The organism is Prosthecobacter vanneervenii (assembly GCF_014203095.1).
Lineage (GTDB): Bacteria > Verrucomicrobiota > Verrucomicrobiia > Verrucomicrobiales > Verrucomicrobiaceae > Prosthecobacter > Prosthecobacter vanneervenii.
Genome location: NZ_JACHIG010000001.1, coordinates 542,738 through 567,641 on the forward strand (window position 1 = coordinate 542,738; position 24,904 = coordinate 567,641).

Annotated in this window: 20 protein-coding genes; 8 read left to right on the forward strand and 12 right to left on the reverse strand. The window is 60.7% G+C overall.

The window, feature by feature from the left end:
• Nucleotides 1–13: 13 nt before the first annotated feature.
• The 3 genes from HNQ65_RS01930 to HNQ65_RS01940 form a co-directional block, all read right to left on the reverse strand.
• Nucleotides 14–1,132 (reverse strand): iron-containing alcohol dehydrogenase, encoded by a 1,119-nt coding sequence (locus HNQ65_RS01930; RefSeq protein WP_184337782.1) that lies wholly within the window; start codon nt 1,130–1,132, stop codon nt 14–16.
• A gap of 71 nt (nt 1,133–1,203) precedes the next feature.
• Nucleotides 1,204–2,634, reverse strand: a complete 1,431-nt coding sequence (locus HNQ65_RS01935) for an aldehyde dehydrogenase family protein (protein ID WP_184337783.1) — start codon at nt 2,632–2,634, stop codon at nt 1,204–1,206.
• 87 nt (nt 2,635–2,721) lie between these two features.
• Complete coding sequence (locus tag HNQ65_RS01940; protein WP_184337784.1) at nt 2,722–3,732, reverse strand: LpxL/LpxP family acyltransferase; 1,011 nt, start codon at nt 3,730–3,732, stop codon at nt 2,722–2,724.
• 127 nt (nt 3,733–3,859) lie between these two features.
• Between HNQ65_RS01940 and HNQ65_RS01945 the strand changes: the two genes are divergently transcribed.
• A complete protein-coding gene (locus HNQ65_RS01945) occupies nt 3,860–4,861 on the forward strand; it encodes a M20/M25/M40 family metallo-hydrolase (protein WP_184337785.1) in 1,002 nt (333 codons plus the stop codon).
• A 97-nt stretch (nt 4,862–4,958) separates the two neighbouring features.
• Entirely contained in the window at nt 4,959–7,580 is a 2,622-nt protein-coding gene (gene leuS, locus HNQ65_RS01950) for a leucine--tRNA ligase (protein ID WP_184337786.1), read from the forward strand.
• A gap of 31 nt (nt 7,581–7,611) precedes the next feature.
• Here leuS and HNQ65_RS01955 read toward each other — a convergent pair whose 3' ends face one another.
• Complete coding sequence (locus HNQ65_RS01955; RefSeq protein ID WP_184337787.1) at nt 7,612–8,103, reverse strand: hypothetical protein; 492 nt, start codon at nt 8,101–8,103, stop codon at nt 7,612–7,614.
• Between the two features lie 169 nt (nt 8,104–8,272).
• Here HNQ65_RS01955 and HNQ65_RS01960 point away from each other — a divergent pair, with 169 nt between their 5' ends.
• From HNQ65_RS01960 to HNQ65_RS01975, 4 genes are all read left to right on the forward strand, one after another.
• Nucleotides 8,273–9,277, forward strand: a complete 1,005-nt coding sequence (locus HNQ65_RS01960) for a glycosyltransferase family 4 protein (protein WP_184337788.1) — start codon at nt 8,273–8,275, stop codon at nt 9,275–9,277.
• A 10-nt stretch (nt 9,278–9,287) separates the two neighbouring features.
• Nucleotides 9,288–11,459, forward strand: coding sequence for a 1,4-alpha-glucan branching protein GlgB (glgB, locus tag HNQ65_RS01965; RefSeq protein ID WP_184337789.1), 2,172 nt, complete (start codon nt 9,288–9,290; stop codon nt 11,457–11,459).
• Between the two features lie 70 nt (nt 11,460–11,529).
• The gene (locus tag HNQ65_RS01970; RefSeq protein ID WP_184337790.1) at nt 11,530–13,074 is read left to right on the forward strand and encodes a hypothetical protein; all 1,545 of its coding nucleotides are present in this window, start codon (nt 11,530–11,532) and stop codon (nt 13,072–13,074) included.
• Between the two features lie 91 nt (nt 13,075–13,165).
• Entirely contained in the window at nt 13,166–13,717 is a 552-nt protein-coding gene (locus HNQ65_RS01975) for a glutathione peroxidase (protein ID WP_184337791.1), read from the forward strand.
• Nucleotides 13,718–13,798: 81 nt separating this feature from the next.
• Here HNQ65_RS01975 and HNQ65_RS01980 read toward each other — a convergent pair whose 3' ends face one another.
• The 4 genes from HNQ65_RS01980 to lgt all read right to left on the reverse strand — a co-directional run bounded on the left by HNQ65_RS01980 (nt 13,799) and on the right by lgt (nt 16,985).
• The gene (locus HNQ65_RS01980) at nt 13,799–14,842 is read right to left on the reverse strand and encodes a S1C family serine protease (RefSeq protein WP_184337792.1); all 1,044 of its coding nucleotides are present in this window, start codon (nt 14,840–14,842) and stop codon (nt 13,799–13,801) included.
• 52 nt (nt 14,843–14,894) lie between these two features.
• Nucleotides 14,895–15,371, reverse strand: coding sequence for a hypothetical protein (locus HNQ65_RS01985; protein ID WP_184337793.1), 477 nt, complete (start codon nt 15,369–15,371; stop codon nt 14,895–14,897).
• 8 nt (nt 15,372–15,379) lie between these two features.
• Nucleotides 15,380–15,958: an RNA polymerase sigma factor gene (locus HNQ65_RS01990; protein ID WP_184337794.1), complete on the reverse strand. Its 579-nt coding sequence runs from the start codon at nt 15,956–15,958 to the stop codon at nt 15,380–15,382.
• Nucleotides 15,959–16,073: 115 nt separating this feature from the next.
• Nucleotides 16,074–16,985 carry a prolipoprotein diacylglyceryl transferase gene (gene lgt / locus HNQ65_RS01995; protein ID WP_184337795.1) on the reverse strand — a complete coding sequence of 304 codons (912 nt, stop codon included), beginning with the start codon at nt 16,983–16,985 and terminating at the stop codon, nt 16,074–16,076.
• Nucleotides 16,986–17,205: 220 nt separating this feature from the next.
• On the opposite strand from lgt, the gene HNQ65_RS02000 reads away from it, so the two are divergent.
• A complete protein-coding gene (locus HNQ65_RS02000; protein ID WP_184337796.1) occupies nt 17,206–18,222 on the forward strand; it encodes a hypothetical protein in 1,017 nt (338 codons plus the stop codon).
• Between the two features lie 30 nt (nt 18,223–18,252).
• Here HNQ65_RS02000 and purH read toward each other — a convergent pair whose 3' ends face one another.
• The 4 genes from purH to HNQ65_RS02020 all read right to left on the reverse strand — a co-directional run bounded on the left by purH (nt 18,253) and on the right by HNQ65_RS02020 (nt 23,423).
• A complete protein-coding gene (gene purH, locus HNQ65_RS02005; RefSeq protein ID WP_184337797.1) occupies nt 18,253–19,791 on the reverse strand; it encodes a bifunctional phosphoribosylaminoimidazolecarboxamide formyltransferase/IMP cyclohydrolase in 1,539 nt (512 codons plus the stop codon).
• 271 nt (nt 19,792–20,062) lie between these two features.
• Nucleotides 20,063–20,896: a CPBP family intramembrane glutamic endopeptidase gene (locus HNQ65_RS02010; RefSeq protein ID WP_184337798.1), complete on the reverse strand. Its 834-nt coding sequence runs from the start codon at nt 20,894–20,896 to the stop codon at nt 20,063–20,065.
• A gap of 2 nt (nt 20,897–20,898) precedes the next feature.
• Nucleotides 20,899–21,939, reverse strand: coding sequence for a signal peptide peptidase SppA (sppA, locus tag HNQ65_RS02015; RefSeq protein WP_184337799.1), 1,041 nt, complete (start codon nt 21,937–21,939; stop codon nt 20,899–20,901).
• Nucleotides 21,940–22,013: 74 nt separating this feature from the next.
• Nucleotides 22,014–23,423 carry a hypothetical protein gene (locus HNQ65_RS02020; RefSeq protein WP_184337800.1) on the reverse strand — a complete coding sequence of 470 codons (1,410 nt, stop codon included), beginning with the start codon at nt 23,421–23,423 and terminating at the stop codon, nt 22,014–22,016.
• 127 nt (nt 23,424–23,550) lie between these two features.
• Between HNQ65_RS02020 and HNQ65_RS02025 the strand changes: the two genes are divergently transcribed.
• On the forward strand, nt 23,551–24,873 hold the full coding sequence (locus HNQ65_RS02025) for a glutamate--tRNA ligase (RefSeq protein ID WP_184337801.1): 1,323 nt from the start codon (nt 23,551–23,553) through the stop codon (nt 24,871–24,873).
• The last annotated feature ends 31 nt before the right edge of the window (nt 24,874–24,904 follow it).

Consider the following 24,904-nt stretch of genomic DNA (forward strand, 5'->3'; position numbering starts at 1 on the left):
TCAAAACGCGGCCCTAGAGCGCGGCGCGGTACATCTCCACAAAGTCCGCCACGCTGGGCGCTCGCGGATTGAACTGCGCGGTCCACTGCTTGGCAGCCATTTCGGCAAGGTCCTGCAGGTGCTCCTCTTTGACGCCGTATTCGGAGATCTTGCGTGGCATGAGAGCTTCCCACAGGAGTTCGCTCACGCGGTCGGCCAGATCGCCGTCAAAGTAGCTTTCGTAGATGGCAGCGATCTCGGGCAGCTTGGAATTAAAGCGGATGACGTGCGGCATCATCACGCCCACGGCCTCTCCGTGCACCACGTGGAATCTGGCGGTCAGCGGGTTGGCACAGGAGTGTGCGGCACCGAGCATGCTGTTCTCGATGGCGATGCCGGCATACGCCGCGCCCAGCAGCATCATGCCGCGCGCTTCGATGTCTGCGGGATCGCGCAGCACGCGGCTGAAGCCGCTGTGGCAGAGCCGGAAGCCCTCGCGGGAAAAGAGAGAGGAGTAGGCGCTGCGCTTGTTCGTTACGGCGGTTTCCAGCGCATGGGTCAGCGCATCCATCCCGGTGCATACGGTCACACGTTGTGGCTGGGAGACAGTCAGCTCGGCATCGAGGATGGCCACCTTGGCAGCGGCCTTGGGATCGCCGCAGGCCATCTTCACGTGCGTTTCCGCATCGGAGATGAGGGCGAAGCTCTGACACTCGCTGCCGGTGCCTGCGGTGGTGGGGATGGCGATGAGCGGCAGCATGGGCTTGGTGGCCTTGCCCACGCCCCAGTAATCGTGAATGCGCCCGCCGTTGGTCAGGATGAAGTTGCAGCCTTTGGCGGTGTCCATGCTGCTGCCGCCACCCAGGCCGATCAGGAGATCCGCCTTGAACTCGCGTGCGGCCGCCACGCAGGCGTCCACATCCACGGTGCTGGGATTCTCGCGCACCTCACCAAACACGCGGGCCTGCAGACCGGCTTCAATGAGGAAGCTCACGGCACGGGTGACATAGCCAGCCTTGACGATGCCGGGATCGCTGACCACCAGCACACGAGTGCCGCCAAGGTCGCGCGCCAGCTCGCCGACGCGTGCCAGCGTGCCATTACCGTAAATGAGACGCGTGCGCGGCTGATGATCAAAGGGGGCGAGGGACATGCCGTTCCGTTCGTATGGGGGTGGGGCCAGCATGCAGCAAGCTCAGGCCGCATGCTGGCTGAATGACGAACTCAAGCGCAGTCGATGGAGCGGCGCTTGTAGAGGAACTCAAACATGTTCCCTTCGTGCGGCTGATCCCAGCTGATCTTCATGGTGCTGATCGGCCCGATGTTGAGGCGGTCGATGTCGCCACATTCGAGCAGCTCATTGATGAACTTCTCGTCCTGTGTGATGGCGGTGACGATGAGAGAGTAGCCGATGCGGCCCAGCACTTCACTCTGCGGCACTTCCAGTACGCTGGCGTAGGGGCAGAGGAATTCGCGGTTGGCGAGAGGGTGTTTATTGTCCGAGCACCAGATGATGGTGGGGCGCAGGAAGGTGCCGCCTTCAAACTCCACCTTGCGTGGACCGTCGCGGAACTGCGCGGTCACGTCTTCCGCACCGGGAGTCTGCAGGTCGTTGTCAATGGCGCTGTCGATGTAGTCGGCCATCTTCACATTGGCAAAGCCGGAGAGGCGGGCGTTGTCGTCATCTGCAGCGGTGGGCTTCACCGGGCCCAGGCGCTCGGCGATGGCGGTGGCGATCTCCTTGCCATACTTCGGCACGATCACGGCGGAGGCATTGATGCAGGAGCGGCCACCGTTGTCGCTGATGGAGCTGACGATGACGTCGATGTATTCCTTCCAGTTTTCGATCTTGTCCTCGCCGATGATGATCTTGCTCCAGCCCGGGCCGTGCACCTGCACAGCGGGGTTGTTTTCGTACATCTTGGCGATGTTCACGTCGCCAAAGACGAGGTTGCGTCCGCTGAGCTTGACGACTTCGCCACTGCCTTCGTGGTCGGTGGGGTAGAACCCGAATGCCTCTGCGGGTGCACCTGCGGCGATGAAGGCCTGAATGAGACGGAAGGGGGTCCAGGGCTCCTCACGGCCGGGTTTGATCACTACAGGGATCTTGAGCGCGATGGAGGGCAGCCAGAGGGAGTTCACCGCCGGGGAATTGCTCGGCATCACGAGGCCGAGGGACTTGGTGGTGGGGAAGTAGGAGACGGGGCAGCCGGCCTGGGTGCCAAAGCCGCGGTCGATCACGCTCAGGTCCAGCCCACGGGTCAGGCCGTTGAGGATCATCTTCATGTTCGTCATGGCGAAGTGGATCTTCGTCATGTTGCGCTTCACCATGATGTGCGGCAGGCCGCTGGTGCGGGAAAGAGTGGCGATGTACTCCTGAGGGCTCTGGGTGTGGCCTTTGTCGCCCAGAGGCAGGGTGCCATTGAGGAAGAGGTCGCCAGCTTTGGCGGTGATCTCGATGAGCTGCTCCACCGTGAACTTCTTCAGTGCGGCGCGGGCTTCGGCGATCTTGCCGAGGTCCTTGCGCACGATGCCGGCATTCACCTGGCTGACCTCGGCGCAGACTTCGCCCGTTTTGTGATCTTTGACCTGGACCTTGTCGAGCGACTCATAGGGGCGGCCTTTGCGGAGAGCAGGGAGATGGGGGATGGACATTGGCTGGTTGTTTTTTGAAGATGCGTGAGAATTACGAGCAGCAGTCACGCGGGGCAATGAAAAAACTGGCATGTAGGGCCAAGTCTTTCAGCCGACTGCGGCATGGGCGGCCTGCGCTACCCCAGAAGTCTTTGCCAGAAGCTCTGGCGGCACCATGGCTATCAGGGCCTTGGACAGATTGGAGTAGTCCGGATAGCCCGGATGGGGCACTCCAGGCTCGCCAATAGGGCGATAGCGCCACTGTTTGTACATCCACAACCAGCATTCCGGGTGCTGGCGAATCTCCTGTTCAAAACGGTCCCATACACGTTGAGCGACCTCCCGGGTGTCGTCGTCCGCCCCAGGTCTGAAGACCTCCAGCAGACGCCCCTCGTAGCGGCCGTCTGGCAGCGGGCGGCAGACGCCTGTGATGATGGAAAGGCCAAGGCGCTTGGCCAGCTCCACATGCAGAGAAGGGACGCTCGTCCACATGCCAAAGCACTGAATGGCCACGGCAGCACGGCCTGGAGATATGCTCAGATCCGTGAGCAGTCCGGCGTGGCCCTTCTTCTTCAGCGCCTTCATCAGCTTGATCATGGCATTGTCCTGAGAGATAAAGGTATGGCCCGACTGCTCACGCAGCCGCCGGAAAAGATGGGTGATGGACGGATTCTTAAAATCCTGCGCCACCACGGTGAAGGGGAAACCGCGAAAGCCCCAGATCTGGCTGATCAGCTCAAAGTTGCCAAAATGCGGCGTCACCCATACGGCGCCAGATTCGCGCGCCGCCTCCTCGATTCCCGGAGGAACGATGATGTCAAAATGCGGCTGCCAGGTGCCTGCAGTGAGGCTAGGAGACCAGAAAAGATCCGCAAAAGTGCGGGCAAAAACCTGGTAGGAACCGCAGGCGATACGCCGCCTTTCGGCTGGAGAATACTTGTCCCCAAAGGCACAGCGCAGATTTTCCAGCGCCGTGGTTCGTCCGCGAGCATCCAGCCAGAAAGCCAGCGTGCCCAGGGCGCGGGAAAGGGACATGAGCAGGTGGCGCGGCAGTCGCGGCAGCAGCCACACGGCCAGCTCCAGCAACTGGATCTCGAAGAAGTATCGAAGCTTTTTCACGCCTGTTGTTTAACGACACCCCGGCATATTTCAACGTCCGCGTGAAGATGGCGGTTGGCCGCAGGAAAATATATGCCGCTGCACAACGAGGCGTTTGGTATTTACGAAAAGCGCGTTACGATGAGCCATGCCAATGACCAACCTGAACAGCATTCTCAAGCGCCTCCTCAAGCAGCCCACGGCTCCCTTTCATGAATACCATGTGCGTGCGGAGATCGAGGCCCTGCTGAAAGATTGCCCCCATGTGAAGCTGAAGCATGACAAGTTTGGCAATCTTCTGGCCACATACAAGAACGGCAAGTCCAAGAGCAAGCCCACGTGGGTATTCGGCGCGCACATGGACCATCCGGCTTTCATCAAACCACCAGGCAGCACCAAGCGCGACGCCTGGGATTTCCTGGGCGGAGTGCCGCAGGCAGAAGTGGATGCGGGGGTGAAACGCGGACTGCGCAAAGCCAAGGGGCAGATCGCCACGTGGAATTTCCCCACCAACATCACCAACACTCGCATCGAGGCCACCGCTTGCGATGACATCATCGGCTGCGCAGCCATCGTGATGACTTTCCTGGAACTGGCCCGCCTGAACATCCAGACCACCGTGCATGCTGCCTTTACCCGTGCGGAGGAGGTCGGCTGGCTGGGCGCGTGGCATCTGGCGCAAAACTGGCCCTTTGGCACGGACAGCGTCTTCCTTTCCCTGGAAACCAGCCGCCCAGTAAACGGTGCGGTGATGGGTGGCGGCCCCATCCTGCGTGTGGGCGACCGCGTCTCCATCTTTGACAATGAGGCCATGGCCGTGCTCATCACCACTGCCAAGGAACAGGGCATCCGCGTGCAGCGCTGCTTGCTGGACGCCGGCGCCTGCGAAGCCACCGCCACCCAGGCCTCAGGCATCCGCAGCGTGGGCATCTCCATCCCGCTGGGCAACTACCACAATCTCAACGACGCCCGCCAGATCGCGCCGGAATTTGTGATGATGGACGACCTCAAGTCGATGATCCAGCTTCTCAAGGCACTCGTGGCCACCAAACATGACGGCATCGGCGAGCGCACCATCCGCGAGCGTGTGGAACTCCGCATGCAGGAGCACGCGGAGCACCTTAAGGCAGGATCGAAGCTGTTCAAATAGGGTGGGGCTGTCCGGAATGCTGGGCTGCATTACGCTGACTTCTTGTCCGCGCAGTCCTTGACCTTGCGCACGCCCTCGCCTTCTTTCGCGCCCCCTTATGAGCAGCGAGCAGCGCAAAGCCTTTCCATTCTCCGAGTTTGAACCGAAGTGGCAGGACGTGTGGGAGGCGAAGAAAGCCTTCCGCACGCCGAACCCCGGCGATGCCGATTTCGACGCCTCGAAGCCGAAGTACTTCGTGCTCGATATGTTCCCCTATCCCAGCGGCGCGGGCCTGCATGTGGGCCACCCGGAAGGCTACACCGCCACGGACATCATCGGCCGCTTCAAGAAGATGTCCGGCTTCAATGTGCTGCACCCCATGGGCTGGGATGCCTTTGGCCTGCCTGCCGAGCAGTATGCCATCAAGACCGGCACGCACCCCCGCGTGACCACGGAGAAGAACGTGGCCAACTTCACCAAGCAACTCAAGAGCCTGGGCTTTGCCTACGACTGGGACCGCGAGGTGAACACCACCGACCCCGGCTACTTCAAATGGACGCAGTGGATTTTCCTGAAGCTGTACAATTCGTATGTGGGAGATGACGGCAAGGCGCACCCTATTTCCGAGCTGGAAGCCAAGGGCCTGAGCCGCGAGGAGATTGACTCACGCCGTCTGGCCTATGTGTCCTCCGCCCCCGTGAACTGGTGCCCGGAGCTGGGCACGGTGCTGGCCAATGAAGAAGTGGTGGACGGCAAGAGCGAGGTCGGCGGCTTCCCCGTGGAGCGCCGCCCCATGCGCCAGTGGATGCTGCGCATCACCGCGTATGCCCAGCGCCTCATCGATGAACTCGACGGCCTGGATTGGCCGGAGAGCATCAAGCTGCTGCAGCGCAACTGGATCGGCCGCAGCGAAGGCGCCGAGGTGAAGTTCAAAGTGGCTGGCAGTGAGGAGACGATCACCGTTTTCACCACCCGCCCGGACACGCTATTTGGAGCCACCTACATGGTGCTGGCACCGGAGCATCGCCTCGTGGACTCGCTGGTCTCAGAAGAGCAGGGGACGGCTGTCGAGCAGTACCGTGAGAAGGCCAGCCGCAAGAGCGACTTGGAGCGCACCGAACTGGCCAAGGAAAAGAGCGGTGTCTTCACCGGCGCGTATGCCATCAACCCAGTCAACGGCGAGCAGATCCCCATCTGGATCGCCGACTACGTCCTCATGGGCTACGGCACCGGAGCCATCATGGCCGTGCCTGCGCATGACGAGCGTGACTTTGAGTTCGCGCAGAAGTTCAGTTTGCCGATCAACATCGTGGTTATTGACGAAATTGTTCCCGGGCGTGGAGCTATTGGGAAAGGCGAATGGTTGGAAAAAGCTTTGGTGGGCGAAGGTTTTGCTGTTTGCTCCCCGATCGCTTCAATTCCTGGAGGGGTGGACATCAACGGCCTTCCAACCCCCGAAGCCAAGAAGAAGATCGCCGCCTGGCTGGAAGAAAAAGGCCTGGGAAAAGGCACCGTGAACTTCAAGCTGCGCGACTGGCTCTTCAGCCGCCAGCGCTACTGGGGCGAGCCCTTCCCCATCGTGTGGGAAGACGGCAGCCACCGCTGCATTCCTGAAAGCGAACTGCCGCTGATGCCGCCGGATCTGGCTGACTTCAAGCCTACCGGCACGCCGGAACCTCCTCTGTCCAAAGCAACGGAGTGGGTGAAGTATTCCGCCACTGCCACGCGTGAGCTGAACACCATGCCGCAGTGGGCCGGCTCCTGCTGGTACTACCTGCGCTACTGCGACGCGAAGAACTGCGAACGCTTTGTCGGCGAAGCTGCGGAGAAGTACTGGATGGGCGGCGGCAAACCCGGCGGTGTGGATCTCTATGTGGGTGGCACGGAGCACGCCGTGCTGCACCTGCTGTATGCCCGTTTCTGGCACAAAGTGCTGTTTGATCTGGGCTACGTGAGCACACCAGAGCCTTTCCAGCGTCTGGTAAACCAAGGACTCATCCTGGGCGAAGACGGCCAGAAGATGTCCAAGTCCCGTGGCAACGTGGTCAATCCCGACGACGTCGTGCGCGACTACGGCGCGGATGCGCTGCGCTTGTATGAGATGTTCATGGGCCCGCTGGAGCAGGTGAAACCCTGGAGCATGAAGGGCGTGGAAGGCGTGTACCGCTTCCTGGCCCGCGTGTGGCGTCTGGTCATGGAAGTGGATGACGAGGGCGTGTGGAGTGTCTCCGCCGCGCTGCAGGACGTGCCTGCCAATAAGCAGCTCACCAAGGCGCTGCATGAGACCATCAAGAAGTGTGGCGAGGACATCGAGAAGCTCAGCTTCAACACCGCCATCAGCCAAATGATGGTGTGCACCAATGCCTTCACCGGCGCGGAAGTGAAACCCGCGTCTGCCATCGTGACCTTCCTGAAAGTGCTGAGCCCCTTTGCACCGCATCTGGCAGAGGAGCTGAATGCGCGTATCGCCAGCAAGTTCCCGGCTCTGGCCGTGCAGGGCCTGCTCAGCGATGCCGAATGGCCGAAGTATGATCCAGCCGCCCTCATCGAGGACGAGGTGGAAATCGTCTTCCAGGTCAATGGCAAGCTGCGCGACAAGGCCCGCGTGCCCGTTCAGGCCACCAAGGACGAGATCGAAAAGATCGCTCTGGCCAGCGCTCGCGTGCAGGAGTTCATGGAAGGCAAACCGCCGAAGAAGATCATCGTCGTTCCCGGCAAGCTGGTGAACATCGTGGTGTGATCCACGTGGAATCGGATTCGCCGGGGCTGAATCACTTTTTCAGCCTCGGCTCACCGATGCCCAGCTCTTTGAGTTGGGCGCGCACAGCCTCCAGATCACCTGGAGAGACAAACAACATGATGTAGGTGCCGCTGATGTTGCGAACAATGAAGGCCGGCTGCAGACCGCTTTTCATCTCGTTGTTGAGCTTGTCCTCCATGGCCTGCTCGGTGCTCATGTACCAGCGCGAGTACGGGCCGCTCAGCTTGAGCTTGTTCACGTAAATGGCGCGAGCCTCCGTCGTGGCGCTATTGTATTCAAAGTAGATGATCTGCTCTCCCTTGGTCCGTTTCTCCTCGACCTGGGTGCGCAGGGCATCGTTGGACATCCAGGGGGTGAAGAGCTTTTCGCGCTCTTTGCCCTTGGAAGATTCGACCTTGGAAGGATAGGAGAGACGCACACGTTCATCTTTGGCCTGCAGTGTTTCTGAGGCGATCAGCAGGAGGGCAACGAACAAACCGGCAAGAGAGAGCGTTTTTTTCATATATCTATGTCATAGGATAAAAGCTCGCTTTCTGTCAATCCTTCCGTGTTCTTTTTATAAATGACTCATTGATGGCCCATGCCATGGCATGGAGATGCAGCACGCCACGAATCGACTCGCCGCAGGAGATTCTTTTTGGCGGCAGATCACCGCCGCTCCATCATGGAGCATGCGCATCGCCATCCTCCACTACTCCAAACCGCCCGTCATTGGCGGCGTGGAGCGCGTGATCGGCGAACAGGCCGCAGCCCTCACAGCCTGCGGCCATGAGGTGCAGATATGGAGCGCCGACGAATCGTCGGCCTTCAGGGAAATGCTGGAAGGGAAGTCTCTAGACGCCGTCATCGTTCACAACGTTTTCACCATGCCATTCGATCTGCCGTGGACGCAGGAGCTCATCGAGTTGACGCACTCACGTCCGGACATTCGCTGGATCAACTGGGTGCATGACGTGCGGTGGTCGGCCCAGGTGCCTGCGGCTGTGCATGTGGCGGTTTCAGATTTCAGACGGAAGGAATATGCCGGGGTGACGAAGCAGCCGATCCACGTCATCCCCAATGGCTGCGATGCCGCTGCCGTGCTGGGGCTGACACCACGGGTGCAGGCGCTGAAACTGGAGGCACATGTCGGCCCGGTGCTGCTGCAGCCCACGCGTTTCGTTCGGCGGAAGAACATCGAGCTGGGCCTGCGTGTGCTGGCCGAACTGCCGGATGCACTCTACCTCGTCACCGCAGCACCGGATCCCCATCAGAAGGATGGGGTGAAGTACTTCCGCGAGCTGAAAAAGCTGGCCAAGGAGCTGGGTGTGGCTAGGCGCGTGCGCTTTCTTGGCCTGGAAGGTGCTTTGTCAGATGATGACGTGCGCAGCCTATATCAGATGACCGACCTGCTTTTCTTTCCCAGCACGCAGGAGGGCTACGGGCTGCCGCTGATCGAGGCCGCGCTGCATGGTCTACCTGTGTTCTGTTCGCATATTCCAGCGCACAAAGAGGTGGCGGTGGGTGCCACGTTCTTCAGGCTCACCGCTTCTCCCAAAGGACTGGCGCGCAAGATCAAGTCACATCCAGGCATGCAGGCGCGGCAGGCGCGGCGTCAGATGATGATGCGTTTGTTATGGTCACGAATAGTACACGAAATGCTACAACCGTTGCTTTCCGGTCGAAACGATACATGAATGCCATCAGATGAGCCAATACTCCCCCAAAGCCGAGATCGAGTCTGTGCTGACCGCTCGCCACTCCAATGTGTTTGCCTTTCTGGGCGGCCATGAAATCGGAAACGGGAGGCAGGTGGTGCGCACCGTGCAGCCCTACGCGAAGACGGTGACCGTCATCGTCGGCGGCGAGCGTGTGACCGCTGAGAAGCTGCACAAGGACGGCTTCTTTGAGGCGCTGGCCCCTGCGGGCCTCTACGAGCTGGAGATCACCACGCATGAAGGCGAGACCACCCGTCTCAGCGATCCCTATTCTTTCGGCGTGCTGCTGGGAGATCAGGACATGTATTACTTCCGCGAGGGCACTCACCAGCGGCTTTGGGAAATGATGGGCGCCAAGCTCAAAACCCTGCATGGCGTGGCGGGCTGCCTGTTCTCCGTCTGGGCTCCGAATGCCCAGCGTGTCTCCGTCGTGGGCGACTGGAACCGCTGGGACGGTCGCGTGCATGTGATGCGCAACCGCATCGAGGCCGGCATCTGGGAGATCTTCATCCCCGGCATCACGGAGCTGATGCACTACAAGTTTGAGCTGGTGGACAAGCACGGCCACCTGACGCTGAAGAGCGATCCCTACGCCACCTTTGCCCAGCATGGCACGCAGACCTCCAGCATGGTCTTTAATTTGGACCGCTACCGCTGGGATGATAATGAATGGATCCAGAAGCGTGCGCAGCACGATCTCTACCACACGCCCATGAGCGTGTACGAGGTGCATTTCGGCTCATGGAAGCGCAAGGCGGAGCAGGGGAACCGCTGGCTCTCCTACCGCGAGCTGGCGGACGATTTAATCCCCTATGTCAAAGGCCTGGGCTTCACCCATATCGAGATCATGGGCATCGCCGAGCATCCGTTTGACGGCTCCTGGGGCTACCAGGTCACGGGCTACTTTGCGCCCACCAGCCGCTTTGGGAATCCGGACGAGTTTCGCGAGTTTGTGGACCGCTGCCATCAGGCGGGCCTGGGGGTGATCCTCGACTGGGTGCCGGGGCATTTCCCGAAAGACTCCCACGGTCTGGCCAAGTTTGACGGCACCGCCCTCTATGAGCACGAGGACCCGCGCCTGGGCGAGCACATGGACTGGGGCACGCTCATCTTCAACTACGGCCGCCATGAGGTGAAGAATTTCCTCATCTCCAATGCGCTCTACTGGCTGGACCAGTTTCACATCGACGGCCTGCGCGTGGATGCCGTGGCCTCCATGCTGTATCTGGACTACTCCCGCGAGGCAGGACAATGGGTGCCGAACCATCTCGGCGGCCGCGAAAACCTGGAGGCCATCGCCTTCATGCGCGAGCTGAACACCCTCTGCTACGCCAAGCATCCCGGCACCACCGTCATCGCCGAGGAGAGCACCGCATGGCCCGGCGTCTCAAAGCCCGTGAGCACCGGCGGCCTGGGCTTCGGCTTCAAGTGGAACATGGGCTGGATGAATGACAGCCTGCGCTACATGGCGCACGAGCCCGTGCACCGGAAGTACCACCACGGAGAGGCCACCTTCTCCATGATCTATGCCTTTGATGAAAACTTCATCCTCGTGCTCAGTCACGACGAGGTGGTGCATGGCAAAGGCTCCCTGATCAACAAGATGCCCGGCGACCGCTGGCAGAAGTTCGCCAATCTGCGCATGTTCTTCTCCTGGATGTGGACGCACCCAGGCAAAAAGCTGCTCTTCATGGGCGGGGAGTTTGGCCAGTGGAATGAATGGCGGCACGACGGCAGTCTGGACTGGCATCTCTTCCTTGGGGAGGAGCACAGTGGTCTGCAACAGCTCATCAAGGACCTGAACCACCTCTACACCAGCCGCCCTGCGCTGCATGTGAAGGACCACGAGCCCGGCGGCTTCCACTGGCTGGATGCCAACGACGCAGACAACAGCATCTTTGCCTACACCCGATCCGCGCCAGATGGCGATCAGGTGACGGTGCTCGTCAATGCCACCCCCGTGGTACGCCAAGGCTACCGTGTCGGCGTGCCTGAAGCGGGCACCTATCGCGAACTCCTCAACAGTGACTCCTCCAGCTACGCAGGCTCCGGCGTGAGTGCCGGTGCGGGTTTCCAGGCCCAGCAGACTCCCTGGCAGGGCCTGCCCTGGAGCATCGTGGTGGACATCCCCCCGCTGGCCACACTGGTGCTGGGCAGGTGATTTCTTTTTAAATTAAGACTTGCCCATTTCTTGAATGAATGTCTAGGATTTGTCCTAGTCTAATAAGCGCATGCACAAAGCCTCACCCTCCGAATTTTCAACAAGCATTCTGCTGCGATGCTTGTGTGCCTGGCTGCTCTTGCTGACAGGGGTGCAGGCGCAAACATCCGACTCATCCACCACGACCACGGACACAACCACCAGCGGAGGGCTGATCATCAGCGGAGCCACTCTGACACTCAGCAATTCCACGGTACAGTTTGGAACCACTGGCCTGACTCTGGCGGGGAGTAACCTGCTGACGACAGCCAGCAGCACGTTCATGTCGTCTAGTCTGTTCATTGGCTCTGCCCCCGCTGTGGTCACAAACACCACTACCACTGCTGGCATTACCTTCGACTCATCGAGCACCAGCGGTTCGCTGACGCTCAGTGGCGGCACCAGCATGAGCAGTATTGCTTACTCAGGGGCCACCATCTCCCTTGTTAACAATGTCAGCAATACCCTGAATATTTCTACTCCTAATGACGGACTCGTAAAGACGGGGGCTGCCACTCTGACTCTCAGCAATCCTGTGACGATCAATACAGGCACGACCTCGCTGCTGACCAATGCAAGCGCCAGCACGATCGTGCTCAATGACACTGCAACAAACACAGCGGCCAGCATGCTCAGTTCCATCGGGACTCTTCCCACCTCCGGCACGCTCATTATCAGCAGCGGGGGCGTTTTCAATCTTGCTGGCCTTTCCGTCTCAGGTCTGACCCTGGTGGGCAGCACCAGCCTGACTGCGGCAGGTGGCACGACCTTGGGCAATACCGGGCTGGCTCTGGTCACCTCAGGCTCCACTACAACTCAGACTGGCGGCACTATCAATGTAGCCACTCTCGGCAGCACCCCAGTGGGAAAACCCTCTACGAGCAGCAGTTTCTCCAGTGCCGTTGTGTCGCTGATTGGCATCGGAAATGTGGATGGCCAGAACATTGTTGAACGCGGTGTGATTTACTCCCAGAACTCGGTCAACAGCGCCCCCACCCTGGGAGCAGCCGGCGTGACCAAGATCGCTTTCGGCGGCCAGCCAGGCTCCGCTGGCAGCTTCAGTCTGCCGACAGGCGGGCTAGCTCCCAGCACCACCTATGCCTACCGGGTTTACGCCATCGACAGCGCGGGCAACACCTACCTCTCCAGCACCTCCACATTTACCACCCCCACGATCCTGCAAAACTGGCGGCAGACCTTCTTTGGCACCACGCAGGGGGCAAACACGGCTGCTGACAATGCCGACCCGGACAAAGATGGCGTGCCCAACCTGATTGAGTTTGCCACTGGCAAGAATCCCACTTTCTCAAACAACAGCGCCAGCACCACCACGACGGTGAACAGCGCAGGATCATTGGAATACACCTACACCCGCAGCCTGGATGCGCTGAACTCCGGCACCACCTTCGCCGTTGAGTGGAACGACACCCTGGACCCCACCCAGTGGAGTAGCGCCGGGGTCACTGAAACCATTCTCTCTGACAACGGCCTCATTCAGCAGGTGAAGGCCACGCTGCCTGCCAGCGCCACCGGACGGCGCTTTGTGCACCTGAAGGTGCTGCCTCCGGCACAGTGAGCCAAAGCGGATGCTGATAGCTTCATTCCTCAGGGTAGGAAAACCAAGTTCGGCGCAACACTCATGCCGGTAGCGGCGTTGGTTTCGGCCCATGAAACTTCTCACCCTAGCCTCCACCCTTCTTCTGGCCGTGTCTCTTAGCGCAGCCGATACCCCCAAGTCTGTCTATGATGTACCGCTCAAGGACATTGATGGCAAAGACACCTCTTTGAAAACCTATCAGGGCAAGGTGATGCTGATCGTGAATGTGGCCTCCAAGTGCGGCAAGACTCCGCAGTACAAGAAGCTCGAAGCACTCAATCAGGAGTTCAAGAAAGACGGCCTGGCCATTCTCGGCTTTCCGTGCAACGACTTCGGCGGCCAGGAGCCCGGCACCAATGAGCAGATCAAGGAGTTCTGCTCCCTCAAGTACAAGGTGACCTTCCCGATGTTTGACAAGGTGGCCGTGAAGGGCCCCAACAAGTGTGAGCTTTACCAGCTGCTCAGCGGCCCCACCTCTCCCTTCCCAGGCGATGTGAAATGGAATTTCGGCAAGTTCCTCGTGGGCAAGGATGGCAAGATCCTCAAGCGCTTTGAGCCCGGCGTGGAGCCAGATGCCCCGGAAGTCACCAGCGCGATCAAGGAAGCACTGGCTGCGAAGTAAGAGGACTTCACGTTAGCCATCTCTTATTCAGAACACGGCGACGGCTGAAAGGCTGTCGCCGCGTTTATAGGGTCTTTGCGCTTACGCCGAGGTTGTCTTGCCTTTGGAGGCGGGTAAGGCGGGGGCGCTGGCACCGCCTTTAGGAGCGCCTTGCTCAGGAACAGGATGCACCTCTATGCGGACGCCGCTGCCAGGGCCGTCCATGAGCTTCAGCTTGTCGCGGAATTTTTCAGGAATGGCCTCGCGCTGCTCTTCAGTTTCGATAGGCCAGCTCTGTTCCGGGCCATTGGGCGGACGCACGGTGAAGATCTTTTTGCCATCCTCGTTTTTGAGGATGTATTCGCCCGAGTCATCGCGCCGGGTCACACTGGTGGAGTTATGGGACTGCTGGAAGCTCAAACGCTGGGAGGAACCCGGTGGCACGGTGATGCCGGTTTCGTTGCGGCGCTTCGAATGGGCACCCGGCTTGAAGTTCGGAATCTGCTGCACAGAGCCAGCACCATTCTCGGACCACTGCTGCATGCGTTCCTGGAACTCACGCAATTCCTGCTTAAGGCGTTCTAGCCGTTCCTTGACGGACCCCAGGTCCTCACTGCCACCATGCTGCTGCGGGCTGTTGAATCGTGGCCAGAGGCGCTGGAAAAAGCCTTCGTGCTTCGACTGATGGTCCGCAGGCCGCGGTTCGTGTTCGCCAAGAGTGAGAGTGATTTGAGTCTCCTTGCCGCCGGAGATCACGCTCAGGCTTACGACATCGCCTTTCTTTCGGCTGTGCACCAGCGCCATGAGCTGCTCCATGTTGACCAGCCGCTGGTCATCAAACTTGACGAGCACGTCATGCACCTTGATGCCAGCAGCCTTGGCCGGGGAGTCAGGGATCACCTCGCTCACCAACAGGCCAAAGCCTTCCTGCAATGAGATTTGCGCACGCAGCTCGGCGGGCACCTCACGGGTGAGCACGCTGATGTAGGGCACCAGCTTCTGCTCAGAGTGCGACTGCGGCTCTGGACCTCGGCCCGGCGGTGCGGATGCGTTCGTGCCGCCGGCCTGAGTGCCGGAGTCCACCTGCTGTGCGCTCAGAAACGTGGCGCTGATGCAGGCAAAGAGAAGCATGCATGCCATTTTCATGACTCGATGAGTGGTGGTTGAAGGCTGGAAAACTGCGCAGGCGCGGGGCCGCTTAGTGGAAGGTCACAGGCACCAGCAACTTGTTCTTGCTGGAGATTTCCATGGTCGTCTGTGCGCCATAGCGGGGATCTCCCCAGGTCTGCATCTCGCGGGAGACGACGATGAAGTGCTTGTCCGCAGACTGCTTGCGGCTGTAGCGCGGGCTTTCATCTTCTTCCCACTCACGCAGGCTGGTGGTGGAGGTCGAGACAGGCATCACAGCAGGGGAAGGCTGTGCGGCGGCCAGCGTAGCGGTGCTCTGAGCGGGCTGCGGCAGCCAGCTCATGACGGTCACGGCTGCTGCTGCCCCCATGGCTGCCCAGCTCACTGAGCTGATCCAGCGCGGTGCGCGGCGCGCAGGGCGCTTGGCGGTGGAGCCCAGCCAGCTCATGTCGAGCTGCAGTTCTTCATCCACGCGGCGCATCAGGGCGGGGGAGGCTTTGGCCGGAGAGAGACCGCGCAGCAGGCTCTCGAGTTCGGAGTCGTTCATGTCGTTGTTCATGGCATTGCTTCGGCTGTTGGTTGAGAGAAGGGGAGAATGTTCGGGGCGTGAGAGGGGACAGCGCCGAGGAGGTCGGCACGCAGATGGCTGAGCTTTTTGTGCAGCGCCTGCAGGGCATAGCGGTAGCGGCCGGAGACGGTGTTGATCGACTCCTTGGTCATCGCGGCGATCTCGTTGAAAGTCAGGTCGCCCCAGAGCTTGAGAGTGACCACCTCGCGCTGCTCCTCGGGCAGTGTTTGCAGCGCCTTTTCCACGATGTCAGCCGCCTCCTTCTGCTCTGGCAGCGGATCAAAGGCGGGCGCGTGCTCTCCTGCCACGGCGATCTCGGATTTCGCCTCCCGGTTCACCCGGCGCTGGTCGCTGCGGCGCTGATCCAGCGCGATGGTCCGCACGGCGGCATACAACAGCGGGATGTGGCTGGAGTCCCCGTCAGGAAAGCGCCGCCACCAGCGCACAAAAGCCTGCTGCACCACGTCCTCCGCATCGGCACGAGAGTCCACCAGCTGGCGTGCGTACAGCACCAGCTGTGGAGAGAGCTGCTCAAAGGTTTGTTTCCAGTCAAAGGCGGTTTCCATGCGGGGGCAGGGGGGAGTATGTGAGTATGCTACCCAACAGGCCTAACGCCGCCGGGTCCGGCTATTGTATGCCGAAAACACAGTTTTTTCCACCCCTGAGCCGCCCGCAGCTGCCTCAGGACTTCTCTGGCTCTGCCGCCACAGGAATTCCTGACGGCGTCTTGCCCCAGAAAATGCCATAGACGATGAAGAGCACGCCCACCACCACCATGAAGGTGGAGAAGAACTGCCCCTTCGTCAGGCCTAGGATGGGCTCAGAGCCGCTGTCCGGCTGCCGCACGCACTCCAGGGAGATGCGGGCGATGGCGTAGAGGATGAAAAACAGGCCGGTGATGATGCCCTGGCGCATGCGCGGGAAACGCAGGCGGATGAAGGTGAGCGCCGCACTCAGCAGCAGCCCCTCTCCCAGCGCCTCATAGAGCTGGCTGGGATGACGCGGATGCAGCACGGCCTCCAACTCCGCGATACCACCGCGATGCTGCTCAAAATAGGCGATGATATCCGGGCTGTGCTGCAGGCCACGCATGTAGATTTCGTGAGCCAGGTTTGGATCACCGCCTTGGGTCACAAAGTCCTGGTGTGTCAATTCGCCTGGAAACTTCATTGCCCAGGAAACATTTGTCACCCGGCCAAAGAGCTCACCATTGATGAAATTGGCAATGCGGCCCAGGAAGATGCCCAGCGGCGCGCCACACACCAAGGTGTCTCCGATCCCCACCCAGGAGATCTTATGCTTCCACGAGTACCAAAGGCAGAAGAGCGCCACCCCCGCGATGCCGCCGTGGGCAGACATGCCCCCCTGCATCAGCATCAAGAACGACCAAGGTTCATGAATAAAGTGGTCAAAGTCGTAGAGCAGCATGTAGCCCAGACGTCCGCCCACCACGACACCGAAAAGCGCCACCAGCGTGATGAAATCCGCCACCGCGTCCGGCTTGATCTCTGAGAGTCCGCGCTTTGCCAGCAGCAGCATCACCCGGTAGGTCAGATAAAATCCTGTGACGTAGGCAAGCCCGTACCAACGCATGGGGGTGTGGAATACAAAAGGACTGAGGTCGTGCAGATAATAGGCCAGCGGCATGCACCAAGGCATGAACAGGAGCGGCCTCCGCACAAGGAACAAAACCATCCAGATGCAGGTCCGCCCTGCGGCGGGGGCGCTGCACATGAGCGGTTCGCGCAAACTATGCCAAAAGACAGCGTGCAGCCGCCATGCTCCTCCTTTTCATTAGACGCCTCCCATCACCATGCGCCACCGTCTTCTCTTCACGCTTTCGCTTGTGCTTGTCCTTCTGGCCAGCCCGCCCCTGCGGGCTGGCGGCAAAACCCAGGCGCAAATGCTGGCTGGCATGCCGCGGGAGATCATGGACGCCCTGGCAGGCAGCGGGCGGCCGGACAAAAGCGGACTCGTGGGGACCAATCGCCGGGAAGGCTGGATCCATGCCGCTCTGCAACGCGGAGCCATGCTCATGCTCTCCGTCGGCGCGGCGCGGGGAGACAAGTCGGCGGCCGAGGAGGCCTGGCGCGCCATCGATACGGCGTTTGCCCGGCAAAAGCCGGAGGGCAATTTTGAGAGCGGCTCCTTCCAGGGCAGGACTCAATCCCGTGGCGATGACCTCTCCGGCACTGCCTTCTGGCTCAGCGAGCTGTGCGAGGCGCTGCTCGTCGTGCGCGAGAGCCCGCTGGCCGATCATTTCAAAGAACGCATCGACGCCCTGCTGCCCAAGATCAAAAGCGCGGCCCACTGGCTGGCGGCAGGTGAGGCCGAACTGGCCCGTGGTGACTCCAAAGCTCCCAACCGCCTCTTCTTTGACGCCAAGGCCTTCGGCTTCGCCGCCCTGCTCACGCATGATGAATCACTCGTGCCCGTCTCAAAACGTTTTATCGCCGCCGGGCTGAAGATGCAGAGGGAGGACGGCGCATTTGACGAGCGCGGTGGCGGCGACACCAGCTACCAGGCAGTGAACTTGCTCAAACTCCAAGTGCTGGCAATGCACCTCCCCGATCTCCGCATCGATGAAGTGGTAGCTCGTGGCATGAAATGGGAGCTGGAGCGCATCCTGCCCAGTGGCGAGGTGAGCACCGCTGAAAACACCCGCGTTCGCCCCGGCGGAGAAACCTTTCTAGGCCACGAGAAAAGCGTCAACTACGGCGAGGTGGTGCTGGCACTGCTCTATTACAGCGCCAGCACGGGGGACAAGGAGGCCGCAGATGCCGCGGCCCGTGCGTTCAAGTTTGGCAGGGAACTGGCGCGGAAAAGGTAACGCTGGGCCAGGCTCTCTGGCCCAGCTTTCCTAGTGCAGGAAGTGGCGAACGCCGGTGAAGCACATCGCCAGCTTGTGCTCGTTGGCGGCCTTGATGACTTCCTCGTCCTTCACCGAGCCGCCGGGCTGGATGGCGGCGGTGGCACCGGCTTCGGCGGCGGCGATGAGGCCGTCCGGGAAGGGGAACATGGCATCTGAAGCCACCACGCTGCCCTTGAGAGAAAGTCCGGCTTCTTTGGCCTTCCACACCGCGATGCGGCAGGAGTCCACACGGCTCATCTGACCGGCACCGATGGCCAGCGTGCGGTCATGGGTGGCAAAGACGATGGCGTTGGACTTCACGTGCTTCACCACACGCCAGCCGAAGCGCATGGCCTCCAGTTCGTCGCGTGTCGGCGGGCGGATGGTCTTCACCTTGGACTCCAGGTCGTCCAGGCCCAGCGCACGGGGGTCGCTGTCCATCACCATCACGCCGCCGGGGGCGGAGCGGATGATGGGTTCGCTCAGCGCCTCGGCCACGCCGGGCAGCATCTGGATCAGGCGCAGGTTCTTTTTCTTCTGCAGCAGCGCGCGGGCGTCTGCGTCAAAGTCCGGGGCGATGATCACGTCCGTGAAGATCTCGGAAATGATGCGGGCCAGGCCGATGGTCATGCTGCGGTTCACCACGATCACGCCGCCAAAGGGGGCCTGCTTGTCGGTTTCAAAGGCCTTCTGCCAGGCCTCGCGCAGATCCTCGTCCGCGCAGCCCACGCCGCAGGGGTTGGTGTGCTTGAGGATGGCCACCGTGGGGCGGCGGAATTCCAGCGCGATCTCCGCCGCTGCATGAATGTCCAGCACATTGGTGTAGCTGAGGTCCTTGCCGTGCAACTTGACGAAGTAGTCGCCAAAGTTGCCATAGAGGGAGGTCTTCTGGTGCGGATTGTCCCCGTAGCGCAGCTCGGCGTAGAGCGGCAGGCTGAGGTTGAAGGTCTTCTGCGTGGTCTGCTCTTTGTTGAGATACGCGGCGATGGCGGAATCATACGCTCCGGTGCGCTGAAAGACCTTGCAGGCAAGGCGTTCGCGGGTGGCCAGCGTGGTGTCGCCGGCATGCTCCTTCATCTCTTCCAGCACTACGGCGTAGTCGGCAGGATCGGTGATCACCGTGACCCAGCGGTGGTTCTTGGCCGCACTGCGCAGCATGGACGGGCCGCCGATGTCGATGTTTTCGATGGCCTCCTCCAGCGTCACGTCCTTCTTGGCGATCGTCTGCTCAAAGGGGTAGAGGTTCACCACCACGAGGTCGATGCAGGGGATGTTGTGCTTCTGGGCGTTCTTCTTGTCCTCGTCATTGTCGCGGCGCTGCAGCAGGCCGCCGTGCACCTTGGGGTGCAGGGTCTTCACGCGGCCGTCAAACATCTCCGGAAAGCCGGTGTGGTCGGACACATCCGTTACCGTCAGGCCGCCGTCCTTCAGATGCTTCGAGGTGCCGCCGGTGGAGAGCAGTTCCACTCCCAGCGCCGCCAGTCCTTTGGCAAAGTCAAGCAGGCCGGTTTTATCAGAAACAGAAAGCAGAGCGCGGGCGATGGGCATGAGCGTGAGTGGGAATGTGTCTTGGGAGAAAAAAGAAGGATTTGGGGAGGGCGGAGTAAAGGGAGAAATCCGGGGGTGCCAAGCTCAATTCACGAGCCGTTCCTGTGCCGAAAACATGAGAAATATATTGGGGCGAACATGACTTGCGGCACCAGTCATCCCAATAAATGCCCTAGGCATACAATTAAACATCCATAAACCTTCACCACTGCCCCAGCCACATCCCCAGCTTGCTTCTGAGCGGGCGCGGCTTAGGCCGCTCTGTTTCACCTCACTTGTCCACAAACATCATCGCCAGGATGCTCACGCCATTGAAGATGGCATGCAGGATCATCGGGGCCAGCAGGCAGCCGGTGATTTCATACGCCAGGCAGAAGAGTACGGCCAGCATCCACAGCGGCAGCAGGCTGCCCACATGCAGGTGGATGATGGCAAACATCAGCGAGGAAGCTAGCGCGGCAAAGGGCGCGTCGGTGTAGCGTTTCAGCACGCCATACACAAAACCACGAAACATCGTCTCTTCCGCCAGCGGTGCGATCACCACTGCCATCAGCACCACCAGCAGCTTGAAACCGATGCCGTCTGACTCCTGAAACGCCTTCACCGTTTCCTGCGGCTCCAGGTCCGGCCAGAAACCCTGCAGCCACGTCTGTGTGGCTGCGGAGGCCAGATTGATGGTCAGCAGGATGATCAGGGAAAAAACGCCCACCGTGAACATGATGGAGCGCCAATGCACCTGCTGCAGGCCAAAGAGCTCCGCAGGATTCAGCCCGCGTAGTTGGAAAAGGTAAAGCAGCAGCCCGGCACAGACGATGAGGTTGAAGATCATGCCCACGATCAGAGTGCTGTCGCTGACTGCCGCGGCCGCTGCTGCCCCCTCCGCTTTCTGTGGCTGCATGGAGAGGATAAAGACCAGCCCGATGCCTGCCAGCACCAGCAGATCTGGCGCACCATAGGGGCGGGAAAGCACCGAGCCCTCATGATTCCACGACACCTCCGGGCGCATCTGCCGCAGCATGCGGTAACCAAACAACGCCACAGCCGTGGCCACACTGACATAGACAGCCAGATCGTGCAGGACTCCGTATGAGTAAACGTCCAGCATGATCAGTGGGCAAAGCTGGGTGGCAGGTAGTAGGGCACACCTGGCAGCAGCTTGGGCATGAGGCTGCTGCTCACATCCAGCTGCACCTTGGCGGGCTGCGCGCCAGCTTTGGCGGAGGCCATGCTGAAGGCCTCAAAAAAGCTCACTTCATGGCGGTACTTCACCACGGTGGCATCGGTGGTCTTGCCCAGCGTGCGTGCCAGCGCGTAGGCGTCCTCCACGTAACCAATCTGGTCCACCAGCTTGGCGGCCAGAGCCTCGCGCCCCGTCACCACACGGCCGTCGGCCACGGTGCTCTTGAGCTGATCCTTGGGCACGCCGCGTGCCTCAGACACGATGCCGAGGAAGCGGTCATACATCGACATGACCAGATGCTGCACATAGGCTTTTTCATCCTCGCGCATGGGGCGTGCGCCGCTCAGGGAGTCTTTGAAGGCACCGCTGGTAAAGGCGTTCATGGACAGGCCCACTTTGCCAAAGAGCTCGCTATAATTCATTGTCTCAATGATAACGCCGATGCTGGCGGTCAGCGTCGTCTCGCTGGCCACGATCTTGCTCGCACCGCAGGACACGTAGTAGCCGCCGGAGGCCGCCATGGCGTCCATATACACCACCACCGGCTTCTCCTTGGACGCCTTCTTCACCGCATTGTAAAGAATGTCCGAGGCCGTGACCTCACCGCCGGGAGAGTTGATGCGCAGCACGATGGCCTTCACGTTCTTGTCCCCCACGGCCTGCTCCAAAGCATTCTTGATGCTCTCCACGCTCGGCATCGCCTCGGCAAAGAGGCCGCTCATGCTCATGGAGGAAATCACCCCCTCCAGGTCGATGTGCACGATCTTGTCCTGCGTGGTTTTCTTGGAGGACTCCACGGTGACTTCGTGCAGCTTGCGCTTGGGCTTGGCTGCAGTCGTCACCAGGCCCGTGTCCGCGTTCACGTCAAAGTCCAGCTTGCTCATAAAAAGGCCCACATTCAGCCCCAGGCTGACGATGAGCCCGAGCAGCAGCAGCACGATCAGGCATCCATAGGATTTGTTGCTCATAGTGCGCGGATGCTACGCGGCAGCCCCCGCCTTGCCAAGCGCTCAAGAGACAAATTCTCCTGCTATTTCACCCGCTACTTGAACAGCCCTTTAAAGGTATTGATGAGTCCCTTGGCCTTGTTTTCAAGATCGTCACCGATGATGTTGTTAAGCTTCTTCACAATATCCGGCGTCACCTGCGGGTGAGAAAGGGAACCGGTGACGGTGAGATCAAAGCTCAGGCGCCCACGGCTGTCTGACAGCAGCCCCACCACAAACTGGGATACAGCGCTGCCGAGCCCGCGGCTGGCGATGCCCTGCATGAGACTGTGCTTGAGCGCATCTCCGCACGAAAGACGCGTCAGCAGCCCCTGCTGGTCTTTGGCAAAGTCCATCCATGACTCGCGCTTGATGGTGTATTCGTAATCTGGCAGGACAAACTGCGTGTCGTCCAGAAAACGCATGATCTGCTCACGATAGAGCACATGCGCATGCACATCCTGCGCCAGCGTGCCGCCGATGCGCACCGCGCTGATATCGATGCCATACTTCATGAGCTTGTCCAGGTGCTGACCGGCGGTCTCACCGATCGTCAGGTTTCCGCCGATGGTGGAACCACGGTCGATCGTGAGATTCAGATCCGCCGCAGGCGACCATAGCATGGTGGCAGGGTCCACCGGATTCACATCGCCCTCGCCATGCAGCGTCATGTCAGCAAAGCGCACCTGCCGCACCTGCCCGCCGATCTTGGTCACGCCATCCACCACCGCCTTGGCTGCCAGCCGAAGGTGCAGGCGGTTGTGCGCCATGAGGTCGTTTGGATCGATGTCGATGTCCGTAAAGGAGAGGCTGAAGTCGCTCACGTCCGCATTGAACTGCGACTCCGCACCGCTATTGGAGATGCGAAAGTGAGCCTGCTCGATGCTGATCTCCTGCAGGCCCACACGCTGCGCCTTGCCCTTGGGTGGTGCAGGGTCGGCAGGCGGCGCAGGCTGCACGGGGATGGCCCGAGGCACCTCCTCCTGCGGTGGCACCTGCGGGGGCGGCATCTGCGCCAGCTTTTCTGGGGAGGGAAGAAAGAGCCGCTGCAGGGAGCTGCCCTCCTGCGGGCTGATGCGCTCATCCACATACACACCGATAAAGCGCAGCACCCTTGGCTCAAACTGCCTGCGCCAAAGAGCATTCGGCTCCAACTCCAGGTAGGCCATCTCGATCTTCACGTCGGCGTTTTCCAGTGGCGGGCGGGAGGCCAGTGGGGTGCCTGCGTGCGGGTCGCGCTGCGCCAGCTTGATGCCCGAAAGGCGCAGGCTAGGCGGCCAGGTGAAGACGGAAAGCGTCACATCCTGCAGGTCCGCACGGGCATTGATCGCCTTTTCCGTGATCTGCACGAGCCGCTCTCTGCTCACATACTGGCGCAGCCACCACACACCCCCCAGGGGTGCCGCCACCGCGAGCAGCAGTCCCAGGCCGACGAGGATGAGCAGGATGCGGGAGATCTTCTTCATGGCTCCGAGCATAAACAACAGCACCGCATTTGGAAATTTGAGATTTGAAATTTGAATTGGCGAATCCCGGCTATTGTCTCCGCCCCTTACGAGCGGGCAGGATTGCCCGCACTACCACCTTCCACCCATGTCCATTCGCGTCCGCTTTGCTCCTTCCCCCACCGGTGACCTCCACGTCGGAGGTGCCCGCACGGCCCTCTTCAACTGGCTCATGGCCCGCAAGGAAGGCGGCACCTTCATCCTCCGCGTGGAAGACACCGACGGCGCACGCAACACCGCCGAAGCCGCCGCTGGCATCATCAAAGGCCTGCGCTGGCTGGGCCTGGACTGGGACGAAGGCCCCGAGGCTGGCGGCGACTGCGGCCCCTACTTCCAGAGCCAGCGCAAGCACATCTACGACGCCTACTTCAAGAAGCTGGAAGACGCAGGCCGCGTCTATGCCGAGCCCGATGGCGCGCAGCGTTTCAAATTTAGCCGCACCGCCATCACCGTGCACGATCTGGTGTGCGGAGACGTGACCTTTGCCCCCACCGAGGAGCCGGACATGACCATCCGCCGCCCGGACGGCAGCTACATCTTCCACTTTGTGAACGTGGTGGACGACATCGAAATGCGCATGACGCACGTCCTGCGCGGCGAAGACCACCTCTCCAACACCTGGAAGCACATCGACCTCTTCAACGCCTTCGGTGCCACCCCGCCCACCTACGCCCACATCCCGCTGATCCTGAACCCGGACGGCACCAAGATGAGCAAGCGCGATGCCGGCAGCGCCATTGAGCACAGCTACATGAACGCCGGCTTTCTGCCCGACGCCGTGTTCAACTACCTCTGCATGCTCGGCTGGACCCCCAAGGCCGAGAGCGAAAAGCTCAGCCGCGAGCAGCTCACCGCGCTCTTTGACGCCAGCTCCATCCACAGCAGCAACGCCAAGTTTGACCTCAAAAAGGCCCAGTGGTTCAACGCGCAGTACCTCCGCGAGCTCAGCCCCGATGCTTTGCTGGCAAGCGCCCGCCGCTTCCTCACCGACGCAGGCCTGTCATGGTCCGATGACGCCATGGCCGCCGCCGCCGTGCACAGCGTGCGCGAAAAGGTGAGCCTCCTCACCGAGTTTCCTGAATGGGTACATTACTTCTTCCGCGAGGACTACCCTTTCGAGGCGGATGTGGTGACCAAGCTCAAAGCCAAGCCCGAAAACCCGGGCCTCCTCAAAGCTGCCAGCGAGCACCTCGCACAGGCTGCTGAATGGACTGAGCAAAGCGTCCACGATGCCGTCGAAGCAGCTGCGAAGGCGCTGAACGTGAAGCCGGGCGCGATGATGCCCCTCCTCCGCTTCGCCCTCAGCGGGCAGTCCCGCGGCCCAGGTGTGACGACCATCGCGCACCTCATCGGCAAGGAAAAGGCTCTGGCGCGGATTCAGCGTGCGCTGAGTGAGGTGCTGGGAGCTTGATTGGTTTTTCTTTGCGAAGAATCGAGTGTTC